We start from the raw sequence: 22,225 nt of genomic DNA on the forward strand, positions 1-22,225 counted from the left end.
AGCATTTCATGCCTCTGGTCCGCAAGGTAGCGCCGATGGCCCGCCGTTGCAATGCCCCGGGGGCGACCGCATACCGGTGCGCAGAGATTCGCCACTGCACCGCACGACCGGATATGTTGTCAAAGTTGACATACGAGACAAACGAGACTACTCTGCCGCATCTCAGTGCGTACGCGGAGTTCGCCATGCGCAAGGCACAAGCGGCATCAGCTTTGAACCAACCACTTGTCACCCCGACGGAAGTTCGCCGCTTCGACAAGGCGGTCACGGTTCGCGACCGTGGCGCATTCCTCTTCGAGCTTGACCGACTTGTTCGAGAAAAGGTGGCGGCGGCCACGAACGTGACCGCCGAGGCGACACCCCTGACCGAAACGCTGGGCCGGAAGGCCGCGTCGCTGCGCGCGGCCACCTCCTGGTCGCCGATGGCCGCCGACATCCAGCGAGGCCGCGCCGAACTGCTGCGCGAGTTCGAGCGACCGCACAACCTGCCTCTCTCCGACTTCGTACGCCTGGCTCACAAGTCCCGCCAGCAGATCTACAAGGACATCACCGCACGCAGGTTGCTTGCGCTGGACGTCGGCCGCCGCGGCCAGCGCATTCCCGACTGGCAGTTGGAGGCACCAGGCCTGCAACTGACGCGCACCGTGCTCCAAGCTGCGGAAGATGTCGACGCCTGGACGGTGTACCGCGCCCTGGCGGAGCCCAGCGAAGCCCTTGGCGGCCAATCTCCGGTGGCGAGCGCAAATCGAGGCAACGTCGACGCTGTTGCGCGCGTCGTGCTTGCTTCGCTCGGCGTGCAGCCGGCGGAGCACGTCCGTGCCGACGTCTGATGTTCCGTCCCGAATCATTCCGGCGGGAGAACTTCTCCAGCACGTCAGCCGGTCAGCGTATTGCGGCACGGCCCTTCACTTCGGCCGCTCGGGCGGCAATCGGTACGACGACCCGGGCCTCCAGTACGGCACGCTCTATGTCGGCTTCGACCTGGCGACCGTGCTCATGGAGTCCGTCTTCCGCCAGCACCGTTGGAACCGCCGCGCGAAGCGCGTGATCACCCGAACCGAGGTGTACACGCGCACGGTCAGGGCGATCGGCGTCCTCGAGCCTCTGTCGCTCGCCGACCTCACCGCGCCCGGCGTGATGGCATCGCAGTTCGGATTGAACCTGTCCCAGCTAGCCAGCCGTCGCTACGTTCACACGCAGCGCATCGCTGCGCTGGTACACGCGCTCGCCGAGCCGGATGGCGCGCCTCGATTCGACGGTGTGCTCTACCCCTCGCGTAACAACCACCCGGCCGCGTGCGCCGCACTGTTCGACCGTGCAGCCGAGAAGCTCTCGCTCGTCGACGACATCGCGCTACGCGACCACGTCGATTGGCCGAGTTTCCTCAAGACGTACCAAGTCGTCGTCCTGCCCGCTTGAGGGCCGTCAGTTGTCCCGTTCTGCAGGAGCCAATCAGTACGAGAGGCAACTGCGCACTCAGGTTGTCGACGCCGTGACGGAGAACCCCACCAACCACGCAGCCCTCGCAGTTCGGCTGGGGTTACTTGCCGCACTCTCTTCTCGAGCGGCAAGTACGATTGCCCCAGATGCTCCAGCCTTGGACGACCACCACGACTTGTCGGCGGTGATGGTTTGCACTGCTCCGTATCAGGCGATCCCTGGAGAGGTCATGCCGGCTCGACGAAAGTGGGTAGCTAGACGGGTAGCCAGAAGAAAAAAAGCGCCACAACACTCTGAAAACACTATAAGAATCAACAGCGTAGAGATAACATGAAACTCGCCACCTGGAACGTCAACTCGCTCACCGCGCGCCTGCAGCACGTGCTGGACTGGACGGCGGCCAACCCGGTCGACGTGCTGTGCCTGCAGGAGCTGAAGCTGACCGACGACAAGTTCCCGCTCGACGCGCTGCGCGGCGCGGGCTACGAGCATTGCGCGGTGTTCGGCCAGAAGACGTACAACGGCGTGGCCATCATGAGCCGCGCGCCGCTGCGCGACGTGGTGAAGAACATCGTGGGCTTCGAGGACGAGAACTCGCGCGTCATCGCCGCGACGCTCGACACGCCGCAGGGCGAGCTGCGTGTCGTCAACGGCTACTTCGTCAACGGCCAGGCGCCGGGCACGGAGAAGTTCGAATACAAGATGTCGTGGCTGCGCGGCCTGCGCGAGTACGTCCGCAAGGAACTGGAGCGCCATCCGCGCCTCGTGCTGCTGGGCGACTTCAACATCGCGCCGGAGGACCGGGATTCGTACGATCCCGTGGGCCTGAAAGAGACGATCCACCACACGACGCAGGAACGCGACCATTTCCGCGAACTGATGGCGCTGGGCCTCGTCGACAGCTTCCGGATGTTCGAGCAGCCGGAGAAGAGCTATTCGTGGTGGGACTACCGCATGCTCGGCTACCAGAAGAACCGTGGCCTGCGGATCGACCACGTGCTGGTGAGCGAGGCGCTGCGGCCGCTGGTGGCGAGCTGCGCCATCGACCGCGTGCCGCGCAAGTGGAAGCAGCCGAGCGACCACGCGCCGGTGACGGTCGAACTGGCTTGACCGGATAGCGCCGAAGCGCCCGGTTCAGTCGTCCAGCCCCAGCTCCTGGATCTTGCGCGTGATCGTATTACGGCCGATGCCGAGCTTCTGCGCGGCCTCGATGCGGCGCCCGCGGGTGTTCTGCAGGGCGGTGAGGATCAGACGCGACTCGAAGCGGCGCGTAAGGCGGTCCCAGACGTCGTGATGCCCAGCCAGCAGCAGCTGCATCGCCTCGGCCTCCAGGCCGCGCTCCCAGTCCTGCGGCTCGGTCGGTGAAGACGTCGACGCGGCTGCGGCGGCCGATGACGCCTCCGCAGCCCTCGTCTCCGTCGAGGCGACGGGTGGCGTGGCCGTCGAGGTCGCCACCGGCGCTGGCGAGGTCTCCACCGGGACCGGCGCGCTTCCCACCTCCGGCGGCAGATCCTTGGGCTCGATCAGCTGCGCGGGCGCCATCACGGTCAGCCAATGGCAGATGTTCTCGAGCTGACGCACGTTGCCGGGAAACGCGAAGTGCGTGAGCCGCGTCAGCGCCGCGTCCGAAATCCGCTTCGGCTCCACGCCCAGCTGTTTCGCGCTCACCATCAGGAAGTGGCGCGCGAGCATGGGAATGTCGTCGCGGCGCTCGCGAAGCGCGGGCAGGCGCAGCCGGATCACGTTGAGGCGGTGGAACAAGTCCTCGCGGAAATTGCCCTCCTTCACGCGCTGCTCGAGGTCCTGGTGCGTTGCGGCGATCACGCGCACGTTGGCCTTGATGCCGTTGTGTCCGCCGACGCGATAGAAGTGCCCATCCGACAGCACGCGCAGCAGGCGCGTCTGCAGATCGAAAGGCATGTCGCCGATCTCGTCGAGGAAGAGCGTGCCGCCCTCGGCCTGTTCGAAGCGGCCGCGCCGCATCGTCTGCGCGCCGGTGAACGCGCCTCGCTCGTGGCCGAAGAGTTCGGACTCCAGCAGGTCCTTCGGGATCGCGGCCGTGTTGATCGCGACGAAGGGGCCGCCCGCGCGGGGCGAATGCTTGTGCAAGGCCCGCGCGACGAGTTCCTTGCCCGTGCCCGACTCGCCGGTGATCATCACGGTCACGTTGCTCTGCGAGAGCCGGCCGATGCCGCGGAACACGTCCTGCATCGCCGAGGCCTGACCCAGCATCTCGGGCGCGGCCACCATTCGCTCCTCGGCCACTTCCTCGCGCTGGCTCTCTTCCACCGCGCGGCGAATCAGCTCGACGGCCTTGGGCAGATCGAAGGGCTTCGGGAGGTATTCGAACGCGCCGCCCTGGAAAGCCGACACCGCGGAGTCGAGGTCGGAGAAGGCCGTCATGATGATGACGGGCAGTCCGGGGTGGCGCTCCTTCACCTTCGCAAGGAGATCGAGGCCGCTGCCGCCGGGCATACGGATGTCGCTCACCAGGATCTGCGGGCCTTCTTCGTCATTTGCGGCGTCGAGCGCCGACAGCATGTCGCGCGCGTTGGTGAAGCTGCGCGTGGGAAGGTCCTCGCGCAGCAACGCCTTCTCGAGCACGAAGCGGATGCTTTGGTCATCGTCAACGATCCAGATCGGCTTCATCACGGCAGTGGTATGAGTATTTTGAAATCGGTGCGGCCCGGCGCGCTGTCGCATTCGATCAGGCCATCGTGCTGCTGCACGAACGTCTGTGCAAGCGTCAGGCCGAGCCCCGAACCCCCTTCGCGGCCGGAGACCAGCGGGAAGAAGATGCGGTCCTTGATCGACTCGGGCACACCGGGCCCGTTGTCGATGACATGCAATTCCAGTGCCAATCGATAACGCTTCTTGCCGAAGGTCACCTGCCGGGAAATTCGCGAGCGAAACGTGAGCTGCGCATCGCCTGCCGCGATGCGTTCGTTCAATGCGAGACACGCGTTGTGCGCGATGTTCAGCACGGCCTGGATCAACTGCTCGCGGTCCCCGCGGAACTCGGGAATCGACGTGTCGTAATCGCGAACCACCGACAGACCGCGCGGGAACTCCGCGAGGATCAGCGAGCGAACGCGCTCGCAGACTTCGTGGATGTTGACGTCGCCCACCACGTGCGGCTTGCGATGCGGCGCGAGCAGCCGGTCGACGAGCGTCTGCAGTCGATCGGCCTCGTGAATGATGACGCGCGTATATTCCTTAAGCTCGCGGCCGATGTCCATCTCGAGCAATTGCGCCGCGCCGCGAATGCCGCCAAGCGGGTTCTTGATCTCGTGCGCGAGATTGCGAATGAGTTCCTTGTTCGCCTGCGCCTGGTCGATCAGGCGCTCCTCGCGGTCCTGCCGCGCCTGCTGCTCGAGCGGCAGCATCTCGACCACGAACTCGTTGGCCTGATCGGTCTGCGCGAGCACGACGTGGACCGGCGCGGGGTCGGCATGCGGGCGAATGAGGAATGCGTCGTAGCGCAGCGCCGCATACTCGTTGCGCCGCGCGCCATCGAGCACGACGAGCAGCTGCGCGGGCTCGGTGAAGAAGGTGGGGAAATGCTTGCCCTCGATCGTGCGGCGCGAGGAGCCCAGCGCGTCCTCGAGCGCGGAGTTGGCGAAGAGAACGGTGCCGTCGCCGCGGACGACGGCCACGAGCGTGGCCAGCAGGTCGAGGGCCTGGAATCGGTCGGGGCGGAATTTCGGAGGGGTCAAGCCCTAGCGGGACGCAGGAACCGTGCCGCCGCCCACGCGAGAAAGCTCACGCTTGATGCCGGCGATGTCGTTCTCGGTCCGGCCGATGCTCGCCTTGAGTTCGGCGACGCGATCGAGGTACTTCTGGTAGTTGCGTGTCTCGGGGCCCAGCTTCTCGGGCTCGCCGTTGTTGTATTCCTTCACGAGCGCTTCGCGCTGCGCCTCGGCCTTCTTCAGTTCGGCCTCGAGGATCGTGCGCGCGTCGGCATCGCGCGCCTTCTGCTCGTCGTTCCTCGCGGGATTCGAGGACGACGACGGCGCCGTCGCCACGCGAACGGCGGACGACGAAGGCGCTGCATTGGCTGCGTTGCGGTTGACGCGCGTGCCCTCCACCACCGTGATGTTGCCGCCCTCGACGGGCTTGCACTCGGCGCGCGTGCGCGCTTCGGCGGGGTCGTTGGTATAGGTGTTCCCGCAACGCCAGATCTTGGCCGTCTGGGCCGACGCGGCGGTCGCGGTGAGCAGGAGGGAAACGAGGAGAACGGCTTTCATGGGCACTTTCCTCCAGGGAGGACGGCCTGCCAGTATGGCTCAACTTCCGGAATGTTGCACAAGTCCTTGATCCATATGGAAAAAAAGGCGCCGAAAGGCGCCTTTTGCACAAGGACAGAAGCCTCCCCAAAAGGCGGCCCCGTCATCGTCCGTTTCGCTTACAGCGAGTAGTACATGTCGAACTCGATCGGATGCGTCGTCATGCGGAAGCGCGTGACTTCCTGCATCTTCAGGTCGATGTACGCATCGATCATGCTGTCCGTGAACACGCCGCCCTTGGTGAGGAACGCGCGGTCGTTGTTCAGGTAGTCGAGCGCCTGGTCGAGGCTGTGGCAGACGGTCGGGATCTTCGCATCTTCTTCCGGCGGCAGGTGATACAGGTCCTTCGTGGCGGCTTCGCCGGGATGGATCTTGTTCTCGACGCCGTCGAGGCCGGCCATCAGCATGGCCGCGAAGCCGAGGTACGGGTTCATCAGGGGATCGGGGAAGCGCGCCTCGATGCGGCGGCCCTTGGGGTTCGCCACGTAGGGGATACGGATCGATGCCGAGCGGTTGCGCGACGAGTAGGCCAGCTTCACCGGCGCCTCGAAGCCGGGCACCAGGCGCTTGTAGCTGTTGGTGCCGGGGTTGGTGATGGCGTTGAGCGCGCGCGCGTGCTTGATGATGCCGCCGATGTAGTACAGCGCGAAGTCCGACAGGCCGGCATAGCCGTCGCCGGCGAACAGGTTCTTGCCATCCTTCCACACGGACTGGTGGACGTGCATGCCGGAGCCGTTGTCGCCGACGAGGGGCTTGGGCATGAAGGTCGCGGTCTTGCCGTAGGCATTGGCGACGTTCTGGATCACGTACTTCTGCAGCTGGCTCCAGTCGGCGCGCGCGACGAGCGTGTTGAACTTGGTGCCGATCTCGTTCTGGCCGGCGCCCGCCACTTCGTGGTGGAACACTTCGACCGGGATGCCCAGCGACTCGAGGATCAGCGACATTTCGGCGCGCATGTCCTGCGTGCTATCGACGGGGGGAACGGGGAAGTAGCCGCCCTTGACGGTGGGACGGTGGCCCTTGTTGCCGCCTTCCATCTTCTTGCCGGTGTTCCACGAGGCTTCGTACTCGTCGATCTCGACGAAGGAGCCGGACATGTCGGCGCCCCAGCGGACGTCGTCGAAGATGAAGAACTCGGGTTCCGGGCCGAAGAAGGCCGTGTCGCCCAGGCCGGACGCCTTGAGGTAGGCCTCGGCGCGCTTGGCGATGGAACGGGGATCGCGGTCATAGGCCTTGCCGTCGCCCGGCTCGAGGACGTCGCACGTCAGGATGAGCGTGGTCTCTTCGAAGAAGGGGTCGATGTTGGCCGTGCTCGGATCGGGCATGAGCAGCATGTCCGACGCCTCGATGCCCTTCCAGCCGGCGACGGAGGAGCCGTCGAACGCATGGCCGGAGGTGAACTTGTCTTCGTCGAAGTGCGACACGGGGACCGTGACGTGTTGTTCCTTGCCGCGGGTGTCGGTGAAGCGGAAATCGACGAACTTGACCTCGTTGTCCTTCACTTGCTTCATCACGTCTGCGACGGTCTTGGCTGCCATCAGGTTTCTCCTGGGGGTTTGGTTGGTTGTTGATGGATGTGTTGCGGGAGGGGCGGATGCAGGTTTTGTGCCAAAGGTGGTGCATGGGGCCGCCACGTGAGATCGTCCGACCGAATACCAAAGGTTTGCCCGGGTCCGAGGCCTTTGCCGTTTCTCGGGATTACGACTTCACATACAAGGCTCGAAGCCTCCATATTGGTGCAAAAATTGAACGCACCATTATGAGGCGTAACGCCCGATGCACCAATCAGGATTCAAGCGCGGCGATTCCGAAGCGAGTCGTCGATTCTGCGCGGAAGTCGAGGCTGCTGTGAAGACCTCGAATGGCCTGGCAAGAGTTCTCAACTCCAGTGCAACACGGTTTTGAGGGCATCGGGCGGCTCGGGCAAACCGCGCAGCAACTTCCAGGTCAGCCGCGTATCGGGGACCAGGACGGCAATGATCGTGAGCATGATGGAGGCGAAGTAGACGTAGAGCCCTTCGTGCTTCACATACCATCGCTCGAGCTCGCCCTTGTACGGCGCGATCACGCGGTCGTAATAGTCGAAGGAGCCCGCGGCGCCCGAAAGGATTTCTTCCTCGTTGCGGAACACGATCGATCCCACGCCGGAGAGCCCGGGCCGGACGCTCGTGATGGCGCGCTGGACTTCCGGCGTATAGCACGCGAAGGTCTGTTGCGTCAGGGGACGGGGTCCGATCACGCTCATGTCGCCCAGCAGGATGTTGAGGAGCTGCGGCAGTTCATTGATCTTCGTACGGCGCAGGAAATGCCCCATCGGAAGGATCCGCGGATCGCCCTTGACGGTCACGGTCCCGGAGCTCGGGCTGTTCTTGAGCATCGTCGCGAACTTGAACAGCTTGAAGACCCGTCCGCCCCGGCCAATGCGATCCTGAAGGAAGAAAATCTCGCCCTCGCCTGTGAACCGCAGCAGCAGCGCCACGGGAACGAGCAGCGGCGCCAGCGACAGCAGCGCCAGCGTGGAGAACACGATGTCGAAGAATCTTTGCATCCGGCCTACATCCGCTGATCGAGATACTTGCCGGTTTCCTTGTGGGCGAACTCCGGCAGCAGCGCACGGAACAGGTCCACGATGTCCTGCTTGCTCCATGCCGCCCGCTCGCGCAGCCGGCGGACCCCGGCGCTGAATTCATCGAGCGCGGGGCCGTCGTAGGTCGACGGAGAACGGATGATGCCGATGCCGTCGAACTTGTCGAAATCCAGATCCTCGCCCGGCATGAAGAATTCTTCGAAATCCTTTTCCCCCGTCGTGTCGCTCGCGAAGAAGTGGCAGGGCCAGCGCTTCGCCGCGATCAGTTCGTCGGCGCGCTCACGGGCCTCCTGTTCGGATCCGCACTCGTGCGGCTCATAGCCGAGTTCGCGCAGGTAACGCACCGCGATGTCCGAGAACGTGATGAGGTGCAGCTTTTCGCTTAGCTTCGGGAAGAATATCTCCCGGTTCGCGCCCAGGAGGCAGGACAGGAGACACAGCTCGCCCGACTCCCTGGCCGTCACGAAATAGCGGCGCACATCGTTGGGCGCCGAAATCGGCTGGCGCTTGGCGATGCGCTGGTTGAAGCCGTGCAGCAACGAGCCATTGGAGAACGCGACGTTGGCAAAGCGGGCGAGCGACAGCGGTTGCGTCTCGCTCTCGCGCGCCAGGAACATCTCCATGATCCGCTTGCTCGCCCCCATCATGTTCACGGGGTTCGCCGCCTTGTCGGTGGACACGCAGAAATACTTCCTGGCGCCGAAGCCACGTGCCGTCGCCAACGTCGACAGCGTGTTGAACACGTTCACCTGCAGCATGCGCATGAGCGTGAACGGATCCTTCTCGCTCCTCACATGCTTCAGCGCGGAGAGATTCAACACGTAGTCGTACGGCCCCTCTGCGGCCATCAGCGCATCGAACTCCGGCGAGTTGCAGTCCAGCGCGAAGGTGCGGAAGTCTCCGTCGATGTAACCCAGGGTGCTGCGGATGTCGCGCACGGTCTCGACCATGTCGTTCTCGGAGATATCGACGAGGTGGAGGCTGCGCGGCGAGCGGCGAAAGATTTCGCGCGCGACGGCCTGGCCGATCGAACCCGCGCCGCCCAGGACCAGGAACCGGCCGCCACGCACCGCCTCGTCGAGCTCCGCGCCCCGGGTGCGGATGTCCTGCGAGAACAGTTCCTCGCTACGGCCGATCAACTGCAACACATTCATACCGTCGTTCCACTTCTGTGCGCCGCCGCGGCGCGGCGGAGCCCCTCGTCCACGCCCAGCGGCGGTCGCCAACCGAGCCGGTCCGCTGCCTTGCCGATATCGAGCTGCAGGTTGCCCAGCAGCCGCTGCGCGATTCCGGGTCGTCCGACGATTTTCGCAGCCGCCATGAGCAGGGAGGGAGGCATCGGCACCAGGCGAGCACGCTTGCCCATCGCCAGCGCGAGCCGCTCCACCAGTTCGGCCGTCGAGAGACCCTCTGCGTCCCCGGCGAAGAATACCTCGTTCGCGGCCGCCGGATGACGGATGCACGTGACGAGCAGGTCGACGAGATTGTCCAGTGCCACCAGCGTACGTCGGTTTCCGCGAGCGCTTCCAAGCGGCAGCGGCACGCCACGCGCCACCCACTTCATCATCTGCGCGAAATTCCCACCGACGCCCGGACCGTAGACAAGGGGCGGCCGGACGGCGACGAAATCCATGCCGGTGCCGGCGACGAGTTGCCTCAGTCCTTCTTCGGCCTTCAGCTTGGAGAGACCGTACGGGTCCGTCGGAGCCGCCACGTCCGCCTCGGTCAGGGGACGACCCGGCGCGCTCGATTCCCCGTTGACCTTGACGGTGCTGACGAAGACGAAGCGCTTCACGCCGGCCGCCACCGCGAGGTTCGCCAGGTGCAGCGTGGCGTCGGTGTTGACGCGGAAGTAGGCCTCCGCGGGGGCGCCCGGCCGATGCACGACGGCGGCGGTATGAACCACGCACTGCGCCCCCTGAAGCAAGGGCGCCCAGTTGCCCAGGTCCTGGAGTTCGCCCATCCCGACGGACTCGACCGGCCCGCTGCGCTGCGCAACGCGGGTGCATGCCCGCAGGGGCACGCCAGCCGCATGCAGCGCGCGAACGAGCGCGGAGCCGACGAATCCGTTCGCGCCGGTGACGACGACGGTCAAGGCCTGCCCCTCACTGTGGTGCCGCCGGCGCCGGCGCGGTCCGTGCCGTCGCCGCCGCGACCATCTGCGTCACGGTTGCAGCCGGCGAGAACATGCGCCGGGCCAGCGTCCTGCACCGTTGCGCCATCGCCTGCTGCTCCAATGTCGTCCCCAGGAGCTCCTCGGCCAGCCGCTTCATCACCTGGGCATCGTCGCCGGTGCAGACGCGTCCCACGTCTTCCTGTTCGATGAGGTGCTGCAGGTCGGTGTCCGCGTTCACGCGCGCGAGCGTCGGCACACCGGCCAGGAGGTAGGTGAGGAATTTGCCGGGAATGTTGTGCGTGCGGTGCCGCGGATCCAGCGTCAGCAACCCGACATGGCACTGCGCGAGCAGTCCCGGCATCTCCCCGGAATCGACCTCCTCGAAGAAGAGGACGTTAGTGAGTCCGCGACGTGCCGCGTCCGCCCGCAGCCGTTCCACTTCCGAGCCGCGGCCGACGAATACGAAGCCCACGTCCTCGCGTCCGGCCATGGCCTCCGCGAGGTCGATCAGGATGTCCATGCCTTGCGCCACGCCCATGTTGCCGACGTACGCAAGAATGGCGCGACCCGCCAGCGGGGTGCGCGAAATGTCGATCGACGATCCGATGTCGGGCGACGGCCGCTGCCAGTTCTGCAGGACTTCCAGTTCGCGCCGGCCCGCCTTGCGCCAGCCGGACAGGTAAGCCAGGTTCGAGGGCGTCTGCACCCCGATCGTGTCGGCGACCCAGTACTGCAGATTCGCGATCGCCTTGAGGAAGGCGTACACGGGTCCCTTGCGCAGGATGCCCAGGTCGACCGCCCATTCCGGGAAAATGTCCCGCAGGATGAGGTAGGCGTGCGCATCCGTGGTCTGCTTGAGGTACGCGATCAGCGGTCCGTGGAAAATCGTCGGGGAATACCAGGCCACCAGGTCCCACGGCGTCCGTGCATAGGGACTCTTGCGCAGGCACTTCACGGCAACCAGGGGCGCAACGAGCTCGCCGATCGTGCGGCGGACATACCCCAGGTCGGCCGAACGGGGCGCATCGACCCGAAGCACCGTCACGCCATCGAGGCGCTCGGTGGACCAGGATGCGCCCAGGCCGACCGTCGGCGCGATCACGACGACCTCGTGGCCCTGCCGATCGAACTCACGCGCCAGGTCGTGCATCTGCACGGCAGCCGAGGTCCGCATCGGCGGGTAGTGCGCGGCAATGAGCGCGACCCGCACGGCGTCTTCTAGAAAAAGTTGGTGATGCGGGTTCTCAGCGCGTTGACCACGACGGAGGAAGGCGAGAAGTTCTCCTCGAACTCGTACCGCGCTTCCCACGGCAGGCTGACGGCTGTGGTCACCGATTCGACGATGTTGTCGACACCCATGCCGCAGACGATGGTCGCCCCGCTCTCCAGGGTCTCCTGTCGCTCCGTCGCCATCCGCAGGCTGACGTTCGGCACCTTGTAGAACAGGCCCTCTTCCGCCGCGGTCCCCGAGTCCGACAGGACGCAGAACGACTCGCGAAGCAGCCGGTTGAAGTCGTAGAAACCGAGGGGCGCCATGACGCGCACGCGCTTCGGAATCTCGATGCCCCCGAGCTTGCTCTTCGTGCGCGGGTGCATCGGAAAAATCACCTCGCGATCGAAACGCTGTGCCAGCTTGCCGATCGCCTCGAAGATGATGGCGAGGTACTCGGGGTTGTCGACGTTTTCGCTGCGGTGCGCGGTGACGAGGATGTAGTCCTTCGGCGACAGGCTCAGCCGGGTCAGGATGTCGCTCGCGTCGATCTGGGGTGCGAAGGCCCTCATCGCCTCGAAGGTCGTGTTTCCGGTCACGATGATCTTGCTGGGGTGGATGCCTTCGCGCAGCAGGTTCTCGCGGTGATACTGGTTGTACGGCAGCAGGACGTTGCTGATGTGGTCGATGAGGATGCGGTTGCGCTGCTCCGGCATCCGGCGGTCCCAGGCACGCAGGCCCGCTTCCATGTGGAAGATCTTGACGCCTCGATGCGATGCAGGCAGCACCGACAGGCCGCTGTAGGTGTCGCCGAGCACGAGCAGCGCGTCGGGCTTGATCTTCTCCATCAGCTCGTCGGACTTGCGCACGACGTCGGCCACTTCGCGGCCATAGCTCGTCACGTCGATATCGAACTCGTAGTCCGGCTTGCGCAACTGCAGGTCGGTGAAGAAGAATTCCCTGAGTTCCGGCGTGAAGTTCTGGCCGGTATGCACCATGATGTGCTCGAAGTTCAGCTGGTCGAGCTTCTTCAGCGTCGCCCACATCTTGATCATCTCGGGACGGGTGCCAAAGATCGAAAGGACTTTCATGCAAATTGCTCCGGGGCCGGAATCGTTTAGTTGGTCGGAAGTATGCCGGACGCGGGCAGCGGCGGAAGGACGCTGACTTCTGGCAGCGGCAGGATCATGCGGCCGCCACGTTCGAGGTACGCCTTGTTGCGAGCTCGGATCTCGTTGACGAAGCTCCAGGCGAACACCACCACGTAGTCGGGTGGCGTCCCTTCGGTGAGGACGGAACTCGGGTGGATCAGGAGATGCGACCCCGGCGTGTAGAAACCCGCCTTGGCCGGCGCGTCGTCGACCATGTAGTCGATCTGGTCCTTGCCGATGCCGCAATACTGGATCATGGTGTTCGCGCGGCCCGAGGCGCCATAGCCGGCGATCCGCTTGCCCTGGCTGCGCAGCGTCGCGAGCAGTTCCATCAGCGCGCGTCGTCGCTCCTCGACCTTGCGCGAGAACTGCGTGAAGGTCTCGTGCCGGTCGAACCCGGCAGCCAGCTCCTCGGCTTCCAGGCTGCGCACCGCGTCGGACACGGTGCCCGCGTGCCGGCTTTCCTTCTTGCACACGTAGAAACGCATGGAGCCGGCATGGATGGGCACCGCCTTCACGTCGAAGACCACCATGCCGTAGCGCTCGAAATGCTTGATGGCCGAGATCAGCGAGTAGTAGTACAGGTGCTCGTGGTACACCATGTCGTACTGCAGCTCGTCGATGACCTTGCCGAGATAGTGCACCTCGAAGACGAACACGCCGTCGTCCGCCAGCGCCAGCCGGATCGCCCGCGTCGTCCCCTGGATGTCGGGAATGTGCGCGTAGACGTTGTTCGCCATGATCATGTCGACCGGGCCATGCCGCTCGACGATGCCGGCGGCCACCGCCTCGGTGAAGTAGTCGTTGACGACCGTGACGCGCGGATCGTCGATCGTCGCCACCACGTTGCTTGCCGGATCGACGCCGATCACGGTGCGGATGCCCTGGTCGGCCAGCGGCCGCAGGAGCACGCCATCGTTGCAGCCGAACTCCAGCACCGTCGACGCCGCGGGCGCCGGCAGGAACCGGGCACTCACCTCTTCGGCGTAGGCCTTGAAGTGGTTGCGCAAGGTGCCGATCGACGATGAGAAGTAGAAGTAGTTCTGGAACATCACGTCGGCGGGCACCTTGTCGATGACCTGCACCGCGTAGCAGTCGTTGCAGAAGCACACGCGCAGCGGGAACTTTCGCTCGCCGTCGAACTGATCCGGCGTCAGGAACGCGCCCGCGAGCGCCACCTCGCCAAAATCCATGACAGGACTCAACCGGGAGCTGTCGCAGAACGCGCACAGCGGAAGGGATTCGGATGTCGCCATCGGCGGTGCTTCCTCAATCGGCGCGGACGCTGCCGCCGCGCAGGTGCTGCTGGACGTAGTCGAGTTTCAGGAGAAGCTCTTTCACCTGCGGCACCGTCAGGCGCTGCGTGTTGTGCGAGGTGTAGTCGTCCAGCGTGGAAATCTCCTCCTGGCCGTCGGTGAAATACATCGCGTAGTTGAGGTCGCGGTTATCCGCCGGAATCCGGTAGTAGCCGTCCATGTCCTCCACGCGCGCCATCTCCTCCCGGGAGACGAGCGACTCGTACAGCTTCTCGCCGTGACGCGTGCCGATGACCCGCACCGGGTTGTCGCGCTCGAACAGTTCCTTGAGCGCCTGCAGGAGATCGCCGATGGTGGATGCCGGTGCCTTCTGCACGAAGATGTCGCCACCCCGGCCATGAAGGAAGGCATGCACGACCAGGTCCACGGAATCGTCGAGCGACATCAGGAATCGCGTCATGGAGGGGTCGGTCACCGTCAGCGGCTTGCCCTCCTTCATTTGCTGGATGAACAATGGAATGACCGAGCCGCGCGAAGCCATCACGTTGCCGTAGCGCGTGGCGCAAAGCGTGGTTTCGCTGGAGTCGAGCAGCCGCGCCTTGGCCACCATCACCTTTTCCATGAGCGCCTTGGTCTGACCCATCGCGTTGATCGGGTAGACCGCCTTGTCGGTGCTCAGCACGACGACTTTCTCGACCCGGTTGGCGACCGCGGCGTTCAGCACGTTCTCGGCGCCGAGGATGTTGGTCTTCACCGCTTCCAGCGGATAGAACTCGCACGAGGGCACCTGCTTGAGCGCGGCGGCATGGAAGACGTAATTGGCGCCGCGCAGAGCCTGGTGGATGCTGTCGTAGCTGCGGACGTCGCCGATGTAGAACTTGAGCTTCGGATTGTTCAGCTCCGAGCGCATCTCTTCCTGCTTCTTCTCGTCGCGGCTGAAGATCCGGATCTCGCGCACATCCGTCTCCAGGAAACGCTTGAGCACTTGACGCCCGAACGAGCCCGTGCCGCCCGTAATCACAACAACCTTGTCCTTGAACATTTTCAGTTCCCAGTCAGTCCGTATCGATATGAATGCATTTCTTCGACGAGCGCGTCCCATCCGGGCGCCTCGAAACCAGTCGCGTCGGCGAACCGGCGCGCCACGAGGGAGCGGTCGATGACGACGCTGTCGTCGGCCACGAGCTCGATCGTCTTGCCGTAGCGTTCGGCAACCCGTCGCAGGAGCTCGTACTTGGAGATCGGCGCCGCCGCGACATGGTAGATGCCGTGCAGCCCGGGTCGCGGCAGGATGACGTCGCGGATCACGCGCGCCAACACCACCGTGGGCAATCCGGAAAATATCGCCCGCGTGAAGGCGCGGCAACTCCCGTCCTGCGCGAGGAACCACTCCAGCAGGCTGTGCTTTGTGCCGAGCTCGGGTCCCAGGATCGAAGCGCGGATCGTCACGGCATGCGCATCGCGCACCTCGCCAAGGATCTTGGCGACGCCGTAGACGTCCGTCGCGTCGGCGCAATCGTCCTCGACGTACTTTCCCTTCGCCCCCGTGAACACGCCGTCGGACCCCATCTGGACGAGCCGGGCGCCGCGGCGCGCGCAGAGGGCGGCCAGGCGCTGCGGCAACAGGGACAGGAGGGCGATTGTGCGCATGGGATCGGCGGGCAAAGGCTTGCCGACCGACACGCAGTTGACCACGGCGTCGGGCCGCACGGCGTCGAAGAGACGTTCGAGTTCGTCCAGGTCCTCGATGTCGTTCACCGCCACCAGCCGGGACGCGACTGCCGGCGTGAAATGACGCGCTGCGTCCATGCGCCGCGCCGTCCCGCTGACTTCGTGGACGCCGGCCTCGCAAAGCACGCGCAATACCGCATTGCCGAGGAGTCCGGTGGCGCCGAGCACGAGAACCTTCACGCGCCCGTCCTCAAGCGCTCGACGCGAGACAGGACGCGATCAGGCGGTCCTTTTCCTCGGTTCGCGGATAGTTGATCAGGACCGCCTTGTAGACGCCCTTGAAGACGAACAGGCTCCCGGCCGACGCACCGATGATGCCGAAGCGGCGAATCAGCGCCCCGATGTCGTCGAGCGAGCCCGCGCCGCCCAGCACGGTCATCGGCAGGTTCACGGCCTCGCGGACGGGCTCGACCATCGCGAGGTCGTAGCCGCACATCTTGCCGTCGTTGTCGATGGAATTCAGCACGATCTCGCCCGCCCCGTGCTGCCCCATCTGCGCGGCGACCTCGGCCGGCGACCGCTTGGTGTTCACGGTGCCGTTGTGCGTCCAGACCTCGTGCCGCGAGCCCCAGCGGGCCTTGCGGACGTCGAGCACGATCACGACACTCTGGCTGCCGACCGCCTCCGCGACCTGGCCCACCAGGCGAGGATCGGCGATGGCCGCGGCACTGATCGCCACCTTCTCGACGCCCAGGCCGATGATCGTCTTGGCCTGCGCCGCGGTCCGGACGCCGCCGCCATAGCAGAGCGGCATCCGCGACTCGGCGGCGAAGTTCTCGATCATGCGGTAGTCGGGCTCCTGCCGCTTGGCCGTCGCGTCGATGTCGAGCACCATGAGCTCGTCGACTTCCTTCTCATTGAAGATCTTTACGGCGTTGGTCGGATCGCCGACGTATTTGCCCTCGCGGAAGCCGACGGTCTTCACGAGACCCTTGTCGCGCACCAGCAGGGTCGGGATGATCCTGGGCCGCAGCATCAGTGAAGCTCCGCGAAATTTTTCAGCAGCCGGGTGCCCCAGTGGTGGCTTTTCTCGGGGTGAAACTGCACGCCATGAATGTTGCGCGAACGCACGACGCAGCTGAAGGGCCCGCCGTATTCGGCGCGGGCCACTGAGTCGCTCTCGCGGTCGCACTGAAAATAGTAGGAGTGCAGGAAATAGAACCGGGCGTCGTTCTCCAGCCCTTCGAACAGCGGCGAAGCCGCAACGGGCTGGACGTCGTTCCAACCCATGTGCGGCAGGCGCAGCGGGCCGGCCACCCGCCCGGCGTCGAATTTGCGAACGGTGCCTTCGACCCAGCCGAGCCCGCTCGCCGTGCCCTCGTCACTGGAGCGAGCGAGGATCTGCATGCCGACGCAGATGCCGAGCACGGGCACGCCTTGGCGCAGGGCGAGGTTGTCGAGCGTCGAGCGCATGCCCGAAGCATCGAGCAGTTCCATCGCGTGGTCGAAAGCGCCCACGCCCGGCAGGATGACCCGGCTCGCACCTTCGAGCTCGCCGGCCGTCGAAGCGGAGCGGCATTCGATCCCGAGCCGCTTGTAGACGTTCTTGAAGGCCTGGACGTTGCCCAGGCCGTAGTCGACGATCGTGATCATCTGAAGATGCGGTTATCGATTCCCAGCAGATTCGAGATTCTCGCACCCAGGGTGATCAGCCACAGGTTGTTGGCATAGTCGCTGAAACGCTTGTTGGGACCGTTGAAGATGGCCTCGAACTCCTCGACCGTCCAATCGAGCTTGGTGGCCACGTACTCGAACTCCTGGCGCATCGTCTGCTCGTCGAGCTCCGGGCGGGAGATGCGCTCGAGCGCCTCCTCGCGCGTCATCTGGCCGGTAAGGATTTCGCTGGAGAAGTAGGCGCGCCGCTTGTCGTAGCCGAACTTCCGGGGCGTCCAGAACGATTCGTAGAAGCGGGTGAAGCGCGACTCGTAATGCTTCATCGGGTACGGCCGCCAGCCGTAGTTGTCGATGAGTTCCTGGATGGCCCGCTTCTTGTTGTACGGATAAAAGTCGAGCAGTTTCACGACCTTCATGCCCTTGACCCACCGGTAGTAGGTCTTGTACTTGAGGATGTCGCACATCGGGAAGGTCTTGAGCGGCCGCTCGCCGAAGCGGCGATGGATGTCCTTCACATACCGGGTGTCCGTCGAGAAGTAGGTCCATTCGAGGCATTCGCGCACGCATTCGGTGGAGTTGTTCCCCCCCGTGATCACGTACTTGAATCCTTCCTTGGCCGCGAATGCATACAGCGCCGAGAACAGCGCGAGATCCTGGGGCTGGTCCTGGAAGGGCACCTGCGAGCGGAAGAATGCCCGCTGGAGGTCCTTCATCTCCTCCCAGTTGATCACCTCGGTCACGAGGTCGAGGTTCAGCGCGTCGATGAGCTTCTGGATGTTGCTCACGCCAAGATCGGAATTCCAGCCTGCGTCGCAATGGAACATGAGCGGCCGCAAGCCGAACTTCTTGACGGCGACGTGGGTGACATAGGAGCTGTCCATGCCGCCGCTGATCCCGATGATGCAGTCGTGCGCGCGACCCTTGCCCTCCTGCTTGATCTTCTCGATCAGGGGCGTGATCTCCTGGATGCCGCGTTCGTCGGGATGCCAGTTCGGCTTGATGTTGGTATGGAAATTCTGGCAGTACTCGCACCAGCCGCGCTCGTCGAACGTGATCGTCGAGTCGCTCGTGTCCATGATGCAGTTGGTGCAGATCTGATAGGGTCGGTCAGCCATGGTGCCGGTGGGACAAATTGAAGTTATGCACTGCCGACATCGCACGTCCGACCGGCACTCCGTCACGATGATGCGCGGAACCCGGCAGGATCGTTCATGACGTGAACAGCCGATTGTAGTGTAGAGCGACTCGACGTCCGTCCTCGCGCGCCGGGCCAGCCTTCCGCGTCTCGGCCCCTCGCACGGCGAGTTAACATTGCGCGCTTGCACAATTGGACACGCCGGTCGGACCTCGCAGCCGACCCGCTCGTTGCCAACGCCCCGCGACACCGGACCGACACTTCACCATCACCCCTCATGACCTCCAAAGTCGCATTGATCACCGGCGTGACCGGCCAGGACGGCGCCTACCTTGCCGAGTTGCTGCTGAACAAAGGCTACGAGGTCCACGGCATCAAGCGGCGCTCGTCGCTGTTCAACACGGACCGGGTCGACCATCTGTACCAGGAGCCGCAGATCGAGCACAAGCGGTTCTCGCTCCATTTCGGCGACCTGGCCGACAGCACGAACCTGATCCGCATCGTCCAGCAGGTCCAGCCCGACGAAATCTACAACCTGGCTGCGATGAGCCACGTGGCCGTCTCCTTCGAGACCCCCGAGTACACGGCGAACGTCGACGGCATCGGCACCTTGCGCCTGCTCGAGGCGATCCGCATCCTCGGAATGGAGAAGAAGACGCGCTTCTACCAGGCATCGAGTTCGGAGCTGTACGGGCTCGTCCAGGAAACGCCGCAAAAGGAGACGACGCCCTTCTATCCGCGCAGCCCCTATGCGGTCGCCAAGCTGTACGCCTACTGGATCACCGTGAACTATCGAGAGGCGTACGGCATGTACGCGTGCAACGGGATCCTCTTCAACCACGAGAGTCCCCTGCGAGGAGAAACTTTCGTCACCCGCAAGATCACGCGCGCGGTCGCACGTATCGCGCTGGGCCTCCAGGAATGCCTCTACCTCGGCAACCTGAGCGCGCTGCGCGACTGGGGCCATGCGCGCGACTATGTCGAAATGCAGTGGATGATGCTGCAGCAGCAGAAGGCGGAGGACTTCGTGATCGCCACGGGCGTGCAGTACAGCGTCCGGCAGTTCGTGGAGAGGGCGGCCGCCGAACTGGGCATCGCGATCCGCTTCGAGGGCGAAGGGGAAAATGAAGTCGGCATCGTGGACAGCGTCACCGGAGACCGCGCCGCCGTGAAGGTGGGCGCCGTCATCGTCCGGGTCGACCCCCGCTATTTCCGGCCCACCGAGGTGGAGTCCCTGCTGGGCGACCCCACCCGCGCCCGCGAGAAGCTGGGCTGGACGCCACGCACGACGTTCGAGGAACTCGTGCGCGAGATGGTCGAAAGCGATTACACCAGCGCGCGGCGGGACCACCTGGTCAAGCAGGCCGGCTTCCAGGCTTTCGACTATCACGAATAGTGGCCGGGCGGATCGCCGGCCGTCCCCACTCCCCTTCATGGGGCGCGATGACGCTAAAGTACAATCGAACGTTCACGCCATGAACGCACCTGCCGCCAAACGCCTGGAGCTGTACGAGCCTGCTGCGGTAGGCTCTCCCAGCGAGCCCGCCGTCATGCTGACCGCGCTGCGGCTGCTGTCGGCGGACCCGCAGCTCTCGCAGCGCGAGCTGTCGCGCGCGCTCGGCCTGAGTCTGGGCAAGACGCACTACGTGCTGCACGCCCTGCTGGACAAGGGGTTGCTGAAAGTCCGCAATTTCCGTCGCGCCAACAACAAGTTGGCCTATTCCTACCTCCTCACGCCCAAGGGCATGAGGGAAAAACTCGAGATGACGCGCCGCTTCCTCGCCAGCAAGGAAGCGGAATGGGAGCGCCTGCAGGGAATGATCGACGAGCTGCGCGGCGAGCTGCGCCAGCAGGGTCCCGAGCGGATCGGCGAGCCGGAATGACATCGCCTGCCGGCACATCGGCCGTCACGCAGCCGATCGACCAGTTGCTGCGTCGACTCTGGTCGCACATCCGTTCCCGCAGACGCTGGCAGCTGCTCCTGCTTCTCATGTTGACGGTTCTCGCGTCCGTTGCGGAAATCTTCAGCATCGGCGCCGTGTTGCCGCTGCTCGGCCTGCTGACGTCGCCTGATGCGGTCTTCCAGCATCGTCTGGCCCGCCCTTTCATCGACGCACTCGGGATCGTCGACGCATCGCAGCTCCTGTTGCCGCTGACGTTGGCATTCGGCATCGCCACGCTGGCCGCCGGCTCCATGCGCCTGCTGCTCATCTGGGCCAGCACGCGACTGTCGTTCGCGACGGGTTCGGACCTCAGCACGGACATGTACCGGCGCACCCTATATCAACCGTATGCGGTGCATCTCGCCAAGAACAGCAGCCAGGTGATCAACAGCATCGCCATGAAGGCGAACGCGTCCATCTATCTCGTGGTGATTCCCGTGCTGACGATCGTCAGCTCCGCGATCCTGATGACGCTGATCATCGTTGCGATGTTGATGGTCGATCCGCGGATCGCATTGGCGGCGTTCGGTGGGTTCGGGGCGATCTACGCCGTCATCGTCCTCCTGACGCGCAAGCAGTTGCTGCGCGACAGCAATCGAGTCGCCCAGGAGTCGACGAATGTTCTCAAGGCCCTGCAGGAAGGCCTGGGAGGTGTCCGCGACGTGCTGATCGACGGCAGCCAGGCGACGTATTGCCGTGTCTATCGCAATGCCGACCTGCCCTTGCGGCGCGCGCAGGGCAACAACTACTTCGTCGCCCAGTCCCCGCGCATCGGGACGGAAACGCTCGGCATGCTGCTGATCGCCGGGCTTGCATTCGCATTGGCGCAGCAGCCCGGAGGCATTCAGACGGCACTCCCGATTCTCGGCACGCTCGCTCTTTGTGCTCAGCGACTCCTGCCCGTCCTTCAAGCCGCCTATGCTTCCTGGATCAGCATCCGGGGGGCGCAGGCATCGCTCCAGGACACGCTCGACCTGCTCGACCAGCCGCTCCCCGCCTACGTCGACCAGCCCGCCCCCGCCCCCCTGCCTTTCCGCCATCACCTGACCCTCGAGAACATATCTTTCGCCTACGCCGCCGACGCCGCCCCGGTGCTCGAGGGCATCTCCCTGACGGTTCCGAAGGGCGCCCGCGTCGGCTTCATCGGCAAGACGGGCAGCGGCAAGAGCACGCTCCTCGATATCGTCATGGGCCTTCTCGCGCCGCAGTCCGGATCTCTCAGCGTGGATGGTGTTCCGGTGGACGAAGGCAATCGGCGCGCCTGGCAGGCGAACATCGCCCACGTGCCCCAGTCGATCTTTCTTGCGGACAGCACGATCGCGGAGAACATCGCTTTCGGCGTTCCCCCGGAAAAGATCGATCACTCGCGCGTGCGCGGCGCGGCGGCCCGCGCGCAGCTTGCCGACGCCATCGAGTCCTGGCCGAAGGGCTACCAGACCGTCGTCGGCGAACGAGGCGTGCGCCTGTCCGGCGGCCAGCGGCAACGCATCGGCATCGCGCGCGCGCTGTACAAGGGCGCGGCCGTCATGATCCTCGACGAAGCCACGAGCGCGCTCGACAACGAGACGGAGGCTTCGGTGATGCAGGCGATCGAGGGCCTCGACGATGACATCACGATCCTCATCATCGCGCACCGCCTGAGCACGCTGCGCACCTGCACGCAGGTGTTCGAGCTGGACAAGGGCGAGATCGTTCGTGCCGGCTCCTACGGGGACCTGACGCGCCAACCCGCAAGCGAGGCCGTTGCATGACCTCT

At 64.8% G+C, this 22,225-nt stretch carries 21 protein-coding genes; 6 read left to right on the forward strand and 15 right to left on the reverse strand.

Annotation, left to right across the window (positions count from 1 at the left end; translation table 11 throughout):
• The first annotated feature begins 185 nt into the window (after positions 1-185).
• From AB7E83_RS04190 to xth, 3 genes are all read left to right on the forward strand, one after another.
• Positions 186-830 (forward strand): integrase, encoded by a 645-nt coding sequence (locus AB7E83_RS04190; RefSeq protein WP_428565672.1) that lies wholly within the window; start codon positions 186-188, stop codon positions 828-830.
• On the forward strand, positions 817-1,419 hold the full coding sequence (locus tag AB7E83_RS04195) for an RES family NAD+ phosphorylase (RefSeq protein ID WP_428565673.1): 603 nt from the start codon (positions 817-819) through the stop codon (positions 1,417-1,419). Before AB7E83_RS04190 ends, AB7E83_RS04195 begins: the two co-directional genes overlap by 14 nt.
• A gap of 351 nt (positions 1,420-1,770) precedes the next feature.
• Entirely contained in the window at positions 1,771-2,550 is a 780-nt protein-coding gene (xth, locus tag AB7E83_RS04200) for an exodeoxyribonuclease III (protein ID WP_428565675.1), read from the forward strand.
• Positions 2,551-2,574: 24 nt separating this feature from the next.
• On the opposite strand, the gene ntrC is transcribed toward xth, so the two are convergent.
• The 15 genes from ntrC to AB7E83_RS04275 all read right to left on the reverse strand — a co-directional run bounded on the left by ntrC (position 2,575) and on the right by AB7E83_RS04275 (position 18,506).
• Positions 2,575-4,089: a nitrogen regulation protein NR(I) gene (gene ntrC / locus AB7E83_RS04205; RefSeq protein ID WP_428565677.1), complete on the reverse strand. Its 1,515-nt coding sequence runs from the start codon at positions 4,087-4,089 to the stop codon at positions 2,575-2,577.
• On the reverse strand, positions 4,089-5,156 hold the full coding sequence (gene glnL, locus AB7E83_RS04210) for a nitrogen regulation protein NR(II) (RefSeq protein ID WP_428565679.1): 1,068 nt from the start codon (positions 5,154-5,156) through the stop codon (positions 4,089-4,091). Before glnL ends, ntrC begins: the two co-directional genes overlap by 1 nt.
• Before the next feature lie 3 nt (positions 5,157-5,159).
• On the reverse strand, positions 5,160-5,687 hold the full coding sequence (locus AB7E83_RS04215; protein WP_428565681.1) for a hypothetical protein: 528 nt from the start codon (positions 5,685-5,687) through the stop codon (positions 5,160-5,162).
• A 158-nt stretch (positions 5,688-5,845) separates the two neighbouring features.
• The gene (gene glnA / locus AB7E83_RS04220) at positions 5,846-7,264 is read right to left on the reverse strand and encodes a type I glutamate--ammonia ligase (RefSeq protein ID WP_428565683.1); all 1,419 of its coding nucleotides are present in this window, start codon (positions 7,262-7,264) and stop codon (positions 5,846-5,848) included.
• A gap of 341 nt (positions 7,265-7,605) precedes the next feature.
• Positions 7,606-8,274: a sugar transferase gene (locus tag AB7E83_RS04225; RefSeq protein WP_428565685.1), complete on the reverse strand. Its 669-nt coding sequence runs from the start codon at positions 8,272-8,274 to the stop codon at positions 7,606-7,608.
• A gap of 5 nt (positions 8,275-8,279) precedes the next feature.
• The gene (locus AB7E83_RS04230; protein WP_428565687.1) at positions 8,280-9,467 is read right to left on the reverse strand and encodes a UDP-N-acetylglucosamine 4,6-dehydratase; all 1,188 of its coding nucleotides are present in this window, start codon (positions 9,465-9,467) and stop codon (positions 8,280-8,282) included.
• Positions 9,464-10,408 carry an NAD-dependent epimerase/dehydratase family protein gene (locus AB7E83_RS04235; protein WP_428565689.1) on the reverse strand — a complete coding sequence of 315 codons (945 nt, stop codon included), beginning with the start codon at positions 10,406-10,408 and terminating at the stop codon, positions 9,464-9,466. The genes AB7E83_RS04230 and AB7E83_RS04235 overlap by 4 nt, the downstream gene beginning before the upstream one ends.
• A 10-nt stretch (positions 10,409-10,418) precedes the next feature.
• Positions 10,419-11,639 (reverse strand): glycosyltransferase family 4 protein, encoded by a 1,221-nt coding sequence (locus AB7E83_RS04240; RefSeq protein ID WP_428565690.1) that lies wholly within the window; start codon positions 11,637-11,639, stop codon positions 10,419-10,421.
• 8 nt (positions 11,640-11,647) lie between these two features.
• The gene (gene wecB, locus AB7E83_RS04245; protein WP_428565692.1) at positions 11,648-12,730 is read right to left on the reverse strand and encodes a non-hydrolyzing UDP-N-acetylglucosamine 2-epimerase; all 1,083 of its coding nucleotides are present in this window, start codon (positions 12,728-12,730) and stop codon (positions 11,648-11,650) included.
• Positions 12,731-12,756: 26 nt separating this feature from the next.
• Positions 12,757-14,046, reverse strand: coding sequence for a class I SAM-dependent methyltransferase (locus AB7E83_RS04250; protein ID WP_428565694.1), 1,290 nt, complete (start codon positions 14,044-14,046; stop codon positions 12,757-12,759).
• A gap of 13 nt (positions 14,047-14,059) precedes the next feature.
• Entirely contained in the window at positions 14,060-15,088 is a 1,029-nt protein-coding gene (locus AB7E83_RS04255) for an SDR family NAD(P)-dependent oxidoreductase (RefSeq protein WP_428565696.1), read from the reverse strand.
• Between the two features lie 2 nt (positions 15,089-15,090).
• Positions 15,091-15,957, reverse strand: coding sequence for a dTDP-4-dehydrorhamnose reductase family protein (locus AB7E83_RS04260; RefSeq protein WP_428565697.1), 867 nt, complete (start codon positions 15,955-15,957; stop codon positions 15,091-15,093).
• A gap of 10 nt (positions 15,958-15,967) precedes the next feature.
• Positions 15,968-16,753 carry an AglZ/HisF2 family acetamidino modification protein gene (locus AB7E83_RS04265; protein WP_428565699.1) on the reverse strand — a complete coding sequence of 262 codons (786 nt, stop codon included), beginning with the start codon at positions 16,751-16,753 and terminating at the stop codon, positions 15,968-15,970.
• The gene (hisH, locus tag AB7E83_RS04270) at positions 16,753-17,370 is read right to left on the reverse strand and encodes an imidazole glycerol phosphate synthase subunit HisH (protein WP_428565701.1); all 618 of its coding nucleotides are present in this window, start codon (positions 17,368-17,370) and stop codon (positions 16,753-16,755) included. Before hisH ends, AB7E83_RS04265 begins: the two co-directional genes overlap by 1 nt.
• On the reverse strand, positions 17,367-18,506 hold the full coding sequence (locus AB7E83_RS04275; RefSeq protein ID WP_428565703.1) for an N-acetyl sugar amidotransferase: 1,140 nt from the start codon (positions 18,504-18,506) through the stop codon (positions 17,367-17,369). The genes hisH and AB7E83_RS04275 overlap by 4 nt, the downstream gene beginning before the upstream one ends.
• A 297-nt stretch (positions 18,507-18,803) precedes the next feature.
• Here AB7E83_RS04275 and gmd point away from each other — a divergent pair, with 297 nt between their 5' ends.
• The 3 genes from gmd to AB7E83_RS04290 all read left to right on the forward strand — a co-directional run bounded on the left by gmd (position 18,804) and on the right by AB7E83_RS04290 (position 22,220).
• Positions 18,804-19,922 carry a GDP-mannose 4,6-dehydratase gene (gene gmd / locus AB7E83_RS04280; RefSeq protein ID WP_428565705.1) on the forward strand — a complete coding sequence of 373 codons (1,119 nt, stop codon included), beginning with the start codon at positions 18,804-18,806 and terminating at the stop codon, positions 19,920-19,922.
• Positions 19,923-20,001: 79 nt separating this feature from the next.
• On the forward strand, positions 20,002-20,409 hold the full coding sequence (locus AB7E83_RS04285; protein WP_428565706.1) for a MarR family EPS-associated transcriptional regulator: 408 nt from the start codon (positions 20,002-20,004) through the stop codon (positions 20,407-20,409).
• The gene (locus tag AB7E83_RS04290) at positions 20,406-22,220 is read left to right on the forward strand and encodes an ABC transporter ATP-binding protein (RefSeq protein WP_428565707.1); all 1,815 of its coding nucleotides are present in this window, start codon (positions 20,406-20,408) and stop codon (positions 22,218-22,220) included. Before AB7E83_RS04285 ends, AB7E83_RS04290 begins: the two co-directional genes overlap by 4 nt.
• Positions 22,221-22,225 lie beyond the last annotated feature (5 nt).

Origin of the sequence: Ramlibacter sp., assembly GCF_050250995.1 — a bacterium.
In the GTDB taxonomy this organism is placed as follows: Bacteria; Pseudomonadota; Gammaproteobacteria; order Burkholderiales; family Burkholderiaceae_C; genus Ramlibacter.

Excerpts from the sequence above, each read along its gene's own strand:
- AB7E83_RS04275 (WP_428565703.1), bottom strand. The coding sequence starts at position 18,506 with ATGGCTGACCGACCCTATCAGATCTGCACCAACTGCATCATGGACACG.
- glnA (WP_428565683.1), bottom strand. The coding sequence starts at position 7,264 with ATGGCAGCCAAGACCGTCGCAGACGTGATGAAGCAAGTGAAGGACAAC.
- AB7E83_RS04285 (WP_428565706.1), top strand. The coding sequence starts at position 20,002 with ATGAACGCACCTGCCGCCAAACGCCTGGAGCTGTACGAGCCTGCTGCG.
- AB7E83_RS04225 (WP_428565685.1), bottom strand. The coding sequence starts at position 8,274 with ATGCAAAGATTCTTCGACATCGTGTTCTCCACGCTGGCGCTGCTGTCG.
- AB7E83_RS04290 (WP_428565707.1), top strand. The coding sequence starts at position 20,406 with ATGACATCGCCTGCCGGCACATCGGCCGTCACGCAGCCGATCGACCAG.
- wecB (WP_428565692.1), bottom strand. The coding sequence starts at position 12,730 with ATGAAAGTCCTTTCGATCTTTGGCACCCGTCCCGAGATGATCAAGATG.
- AB7E83_RS04265 (WP_428565699.1), bottom strand. The coding sequence starts at position 16,753 with ATGCTGCGGCCCAGGATCATCCCGACCCTGCTGGTGCGCGACAAGGGT.
- AB7E83_RS04250 (WP_428565694.1), bottom strand. The coding sequence starts at position 14,046 with ATGGCGACATCCGAATCCCTTCCGCTGTGCGCGTTCTGCGACAGCTCC.
- gmd (WP_428565705.1), top strand. The coding sequence starts at position 18,804 with ATGACCTCCAAAGTCGCATTGATCACCGGCGTGACCGGCCAGGACGGC.
- AB7E83_RS04230 (WP_428565687.1), bottom strand. The coding sequence starts at position 9,467 with ATGAATGTGTTGCAGTTGATCGGCCGTAGCGAGGAACTGTTCTCGCAG.
- ntrC (WP_428565677.1), bottom strand. The coding sequence starts at position 4,089 with ATGAAGCCGATCTGGATCGTTGACGATGACCAAAGCATCCGCTTCGTG.
- hisH (WP_428565701.1), bottom strand. The coding sequence starts at position 17,370 with ATGATCACGATCGTCGACTACGGCCTGGGCAACGTCCAGGCCTTCAAG.
- AB7E83_RS04190 (WP_428565672.1), top strand. The coding sequence starts at position 186 with ATGCGCAAGGCACAAGCGGCATCAGCTTTGAACCAACCACTTGTCACC.
- AB7E83_RS04215 (WP_428565681.1), bottom strand. The coding sequence starts at position 5,687 with ATGAAAGCCGTTCTCCTCGTTTCCCTCCTGCTCACCGCGACCGCCGCG.
- AB7E83_RS04255 (WP_428565696.1), bottom strand. The coding sequence starts at position 15,088 with ATGTTCAAGGACAAGGTTGTTGTGATTACGGGCGGCACGGGCTCGTTC.
- xth (WP_428565675.1), top strand. The coding sequence starts at position 1,771 with ATGAAACTCGCCACCTGGAACGTCAACTCGCTCACCGCGCGCCTGCAG.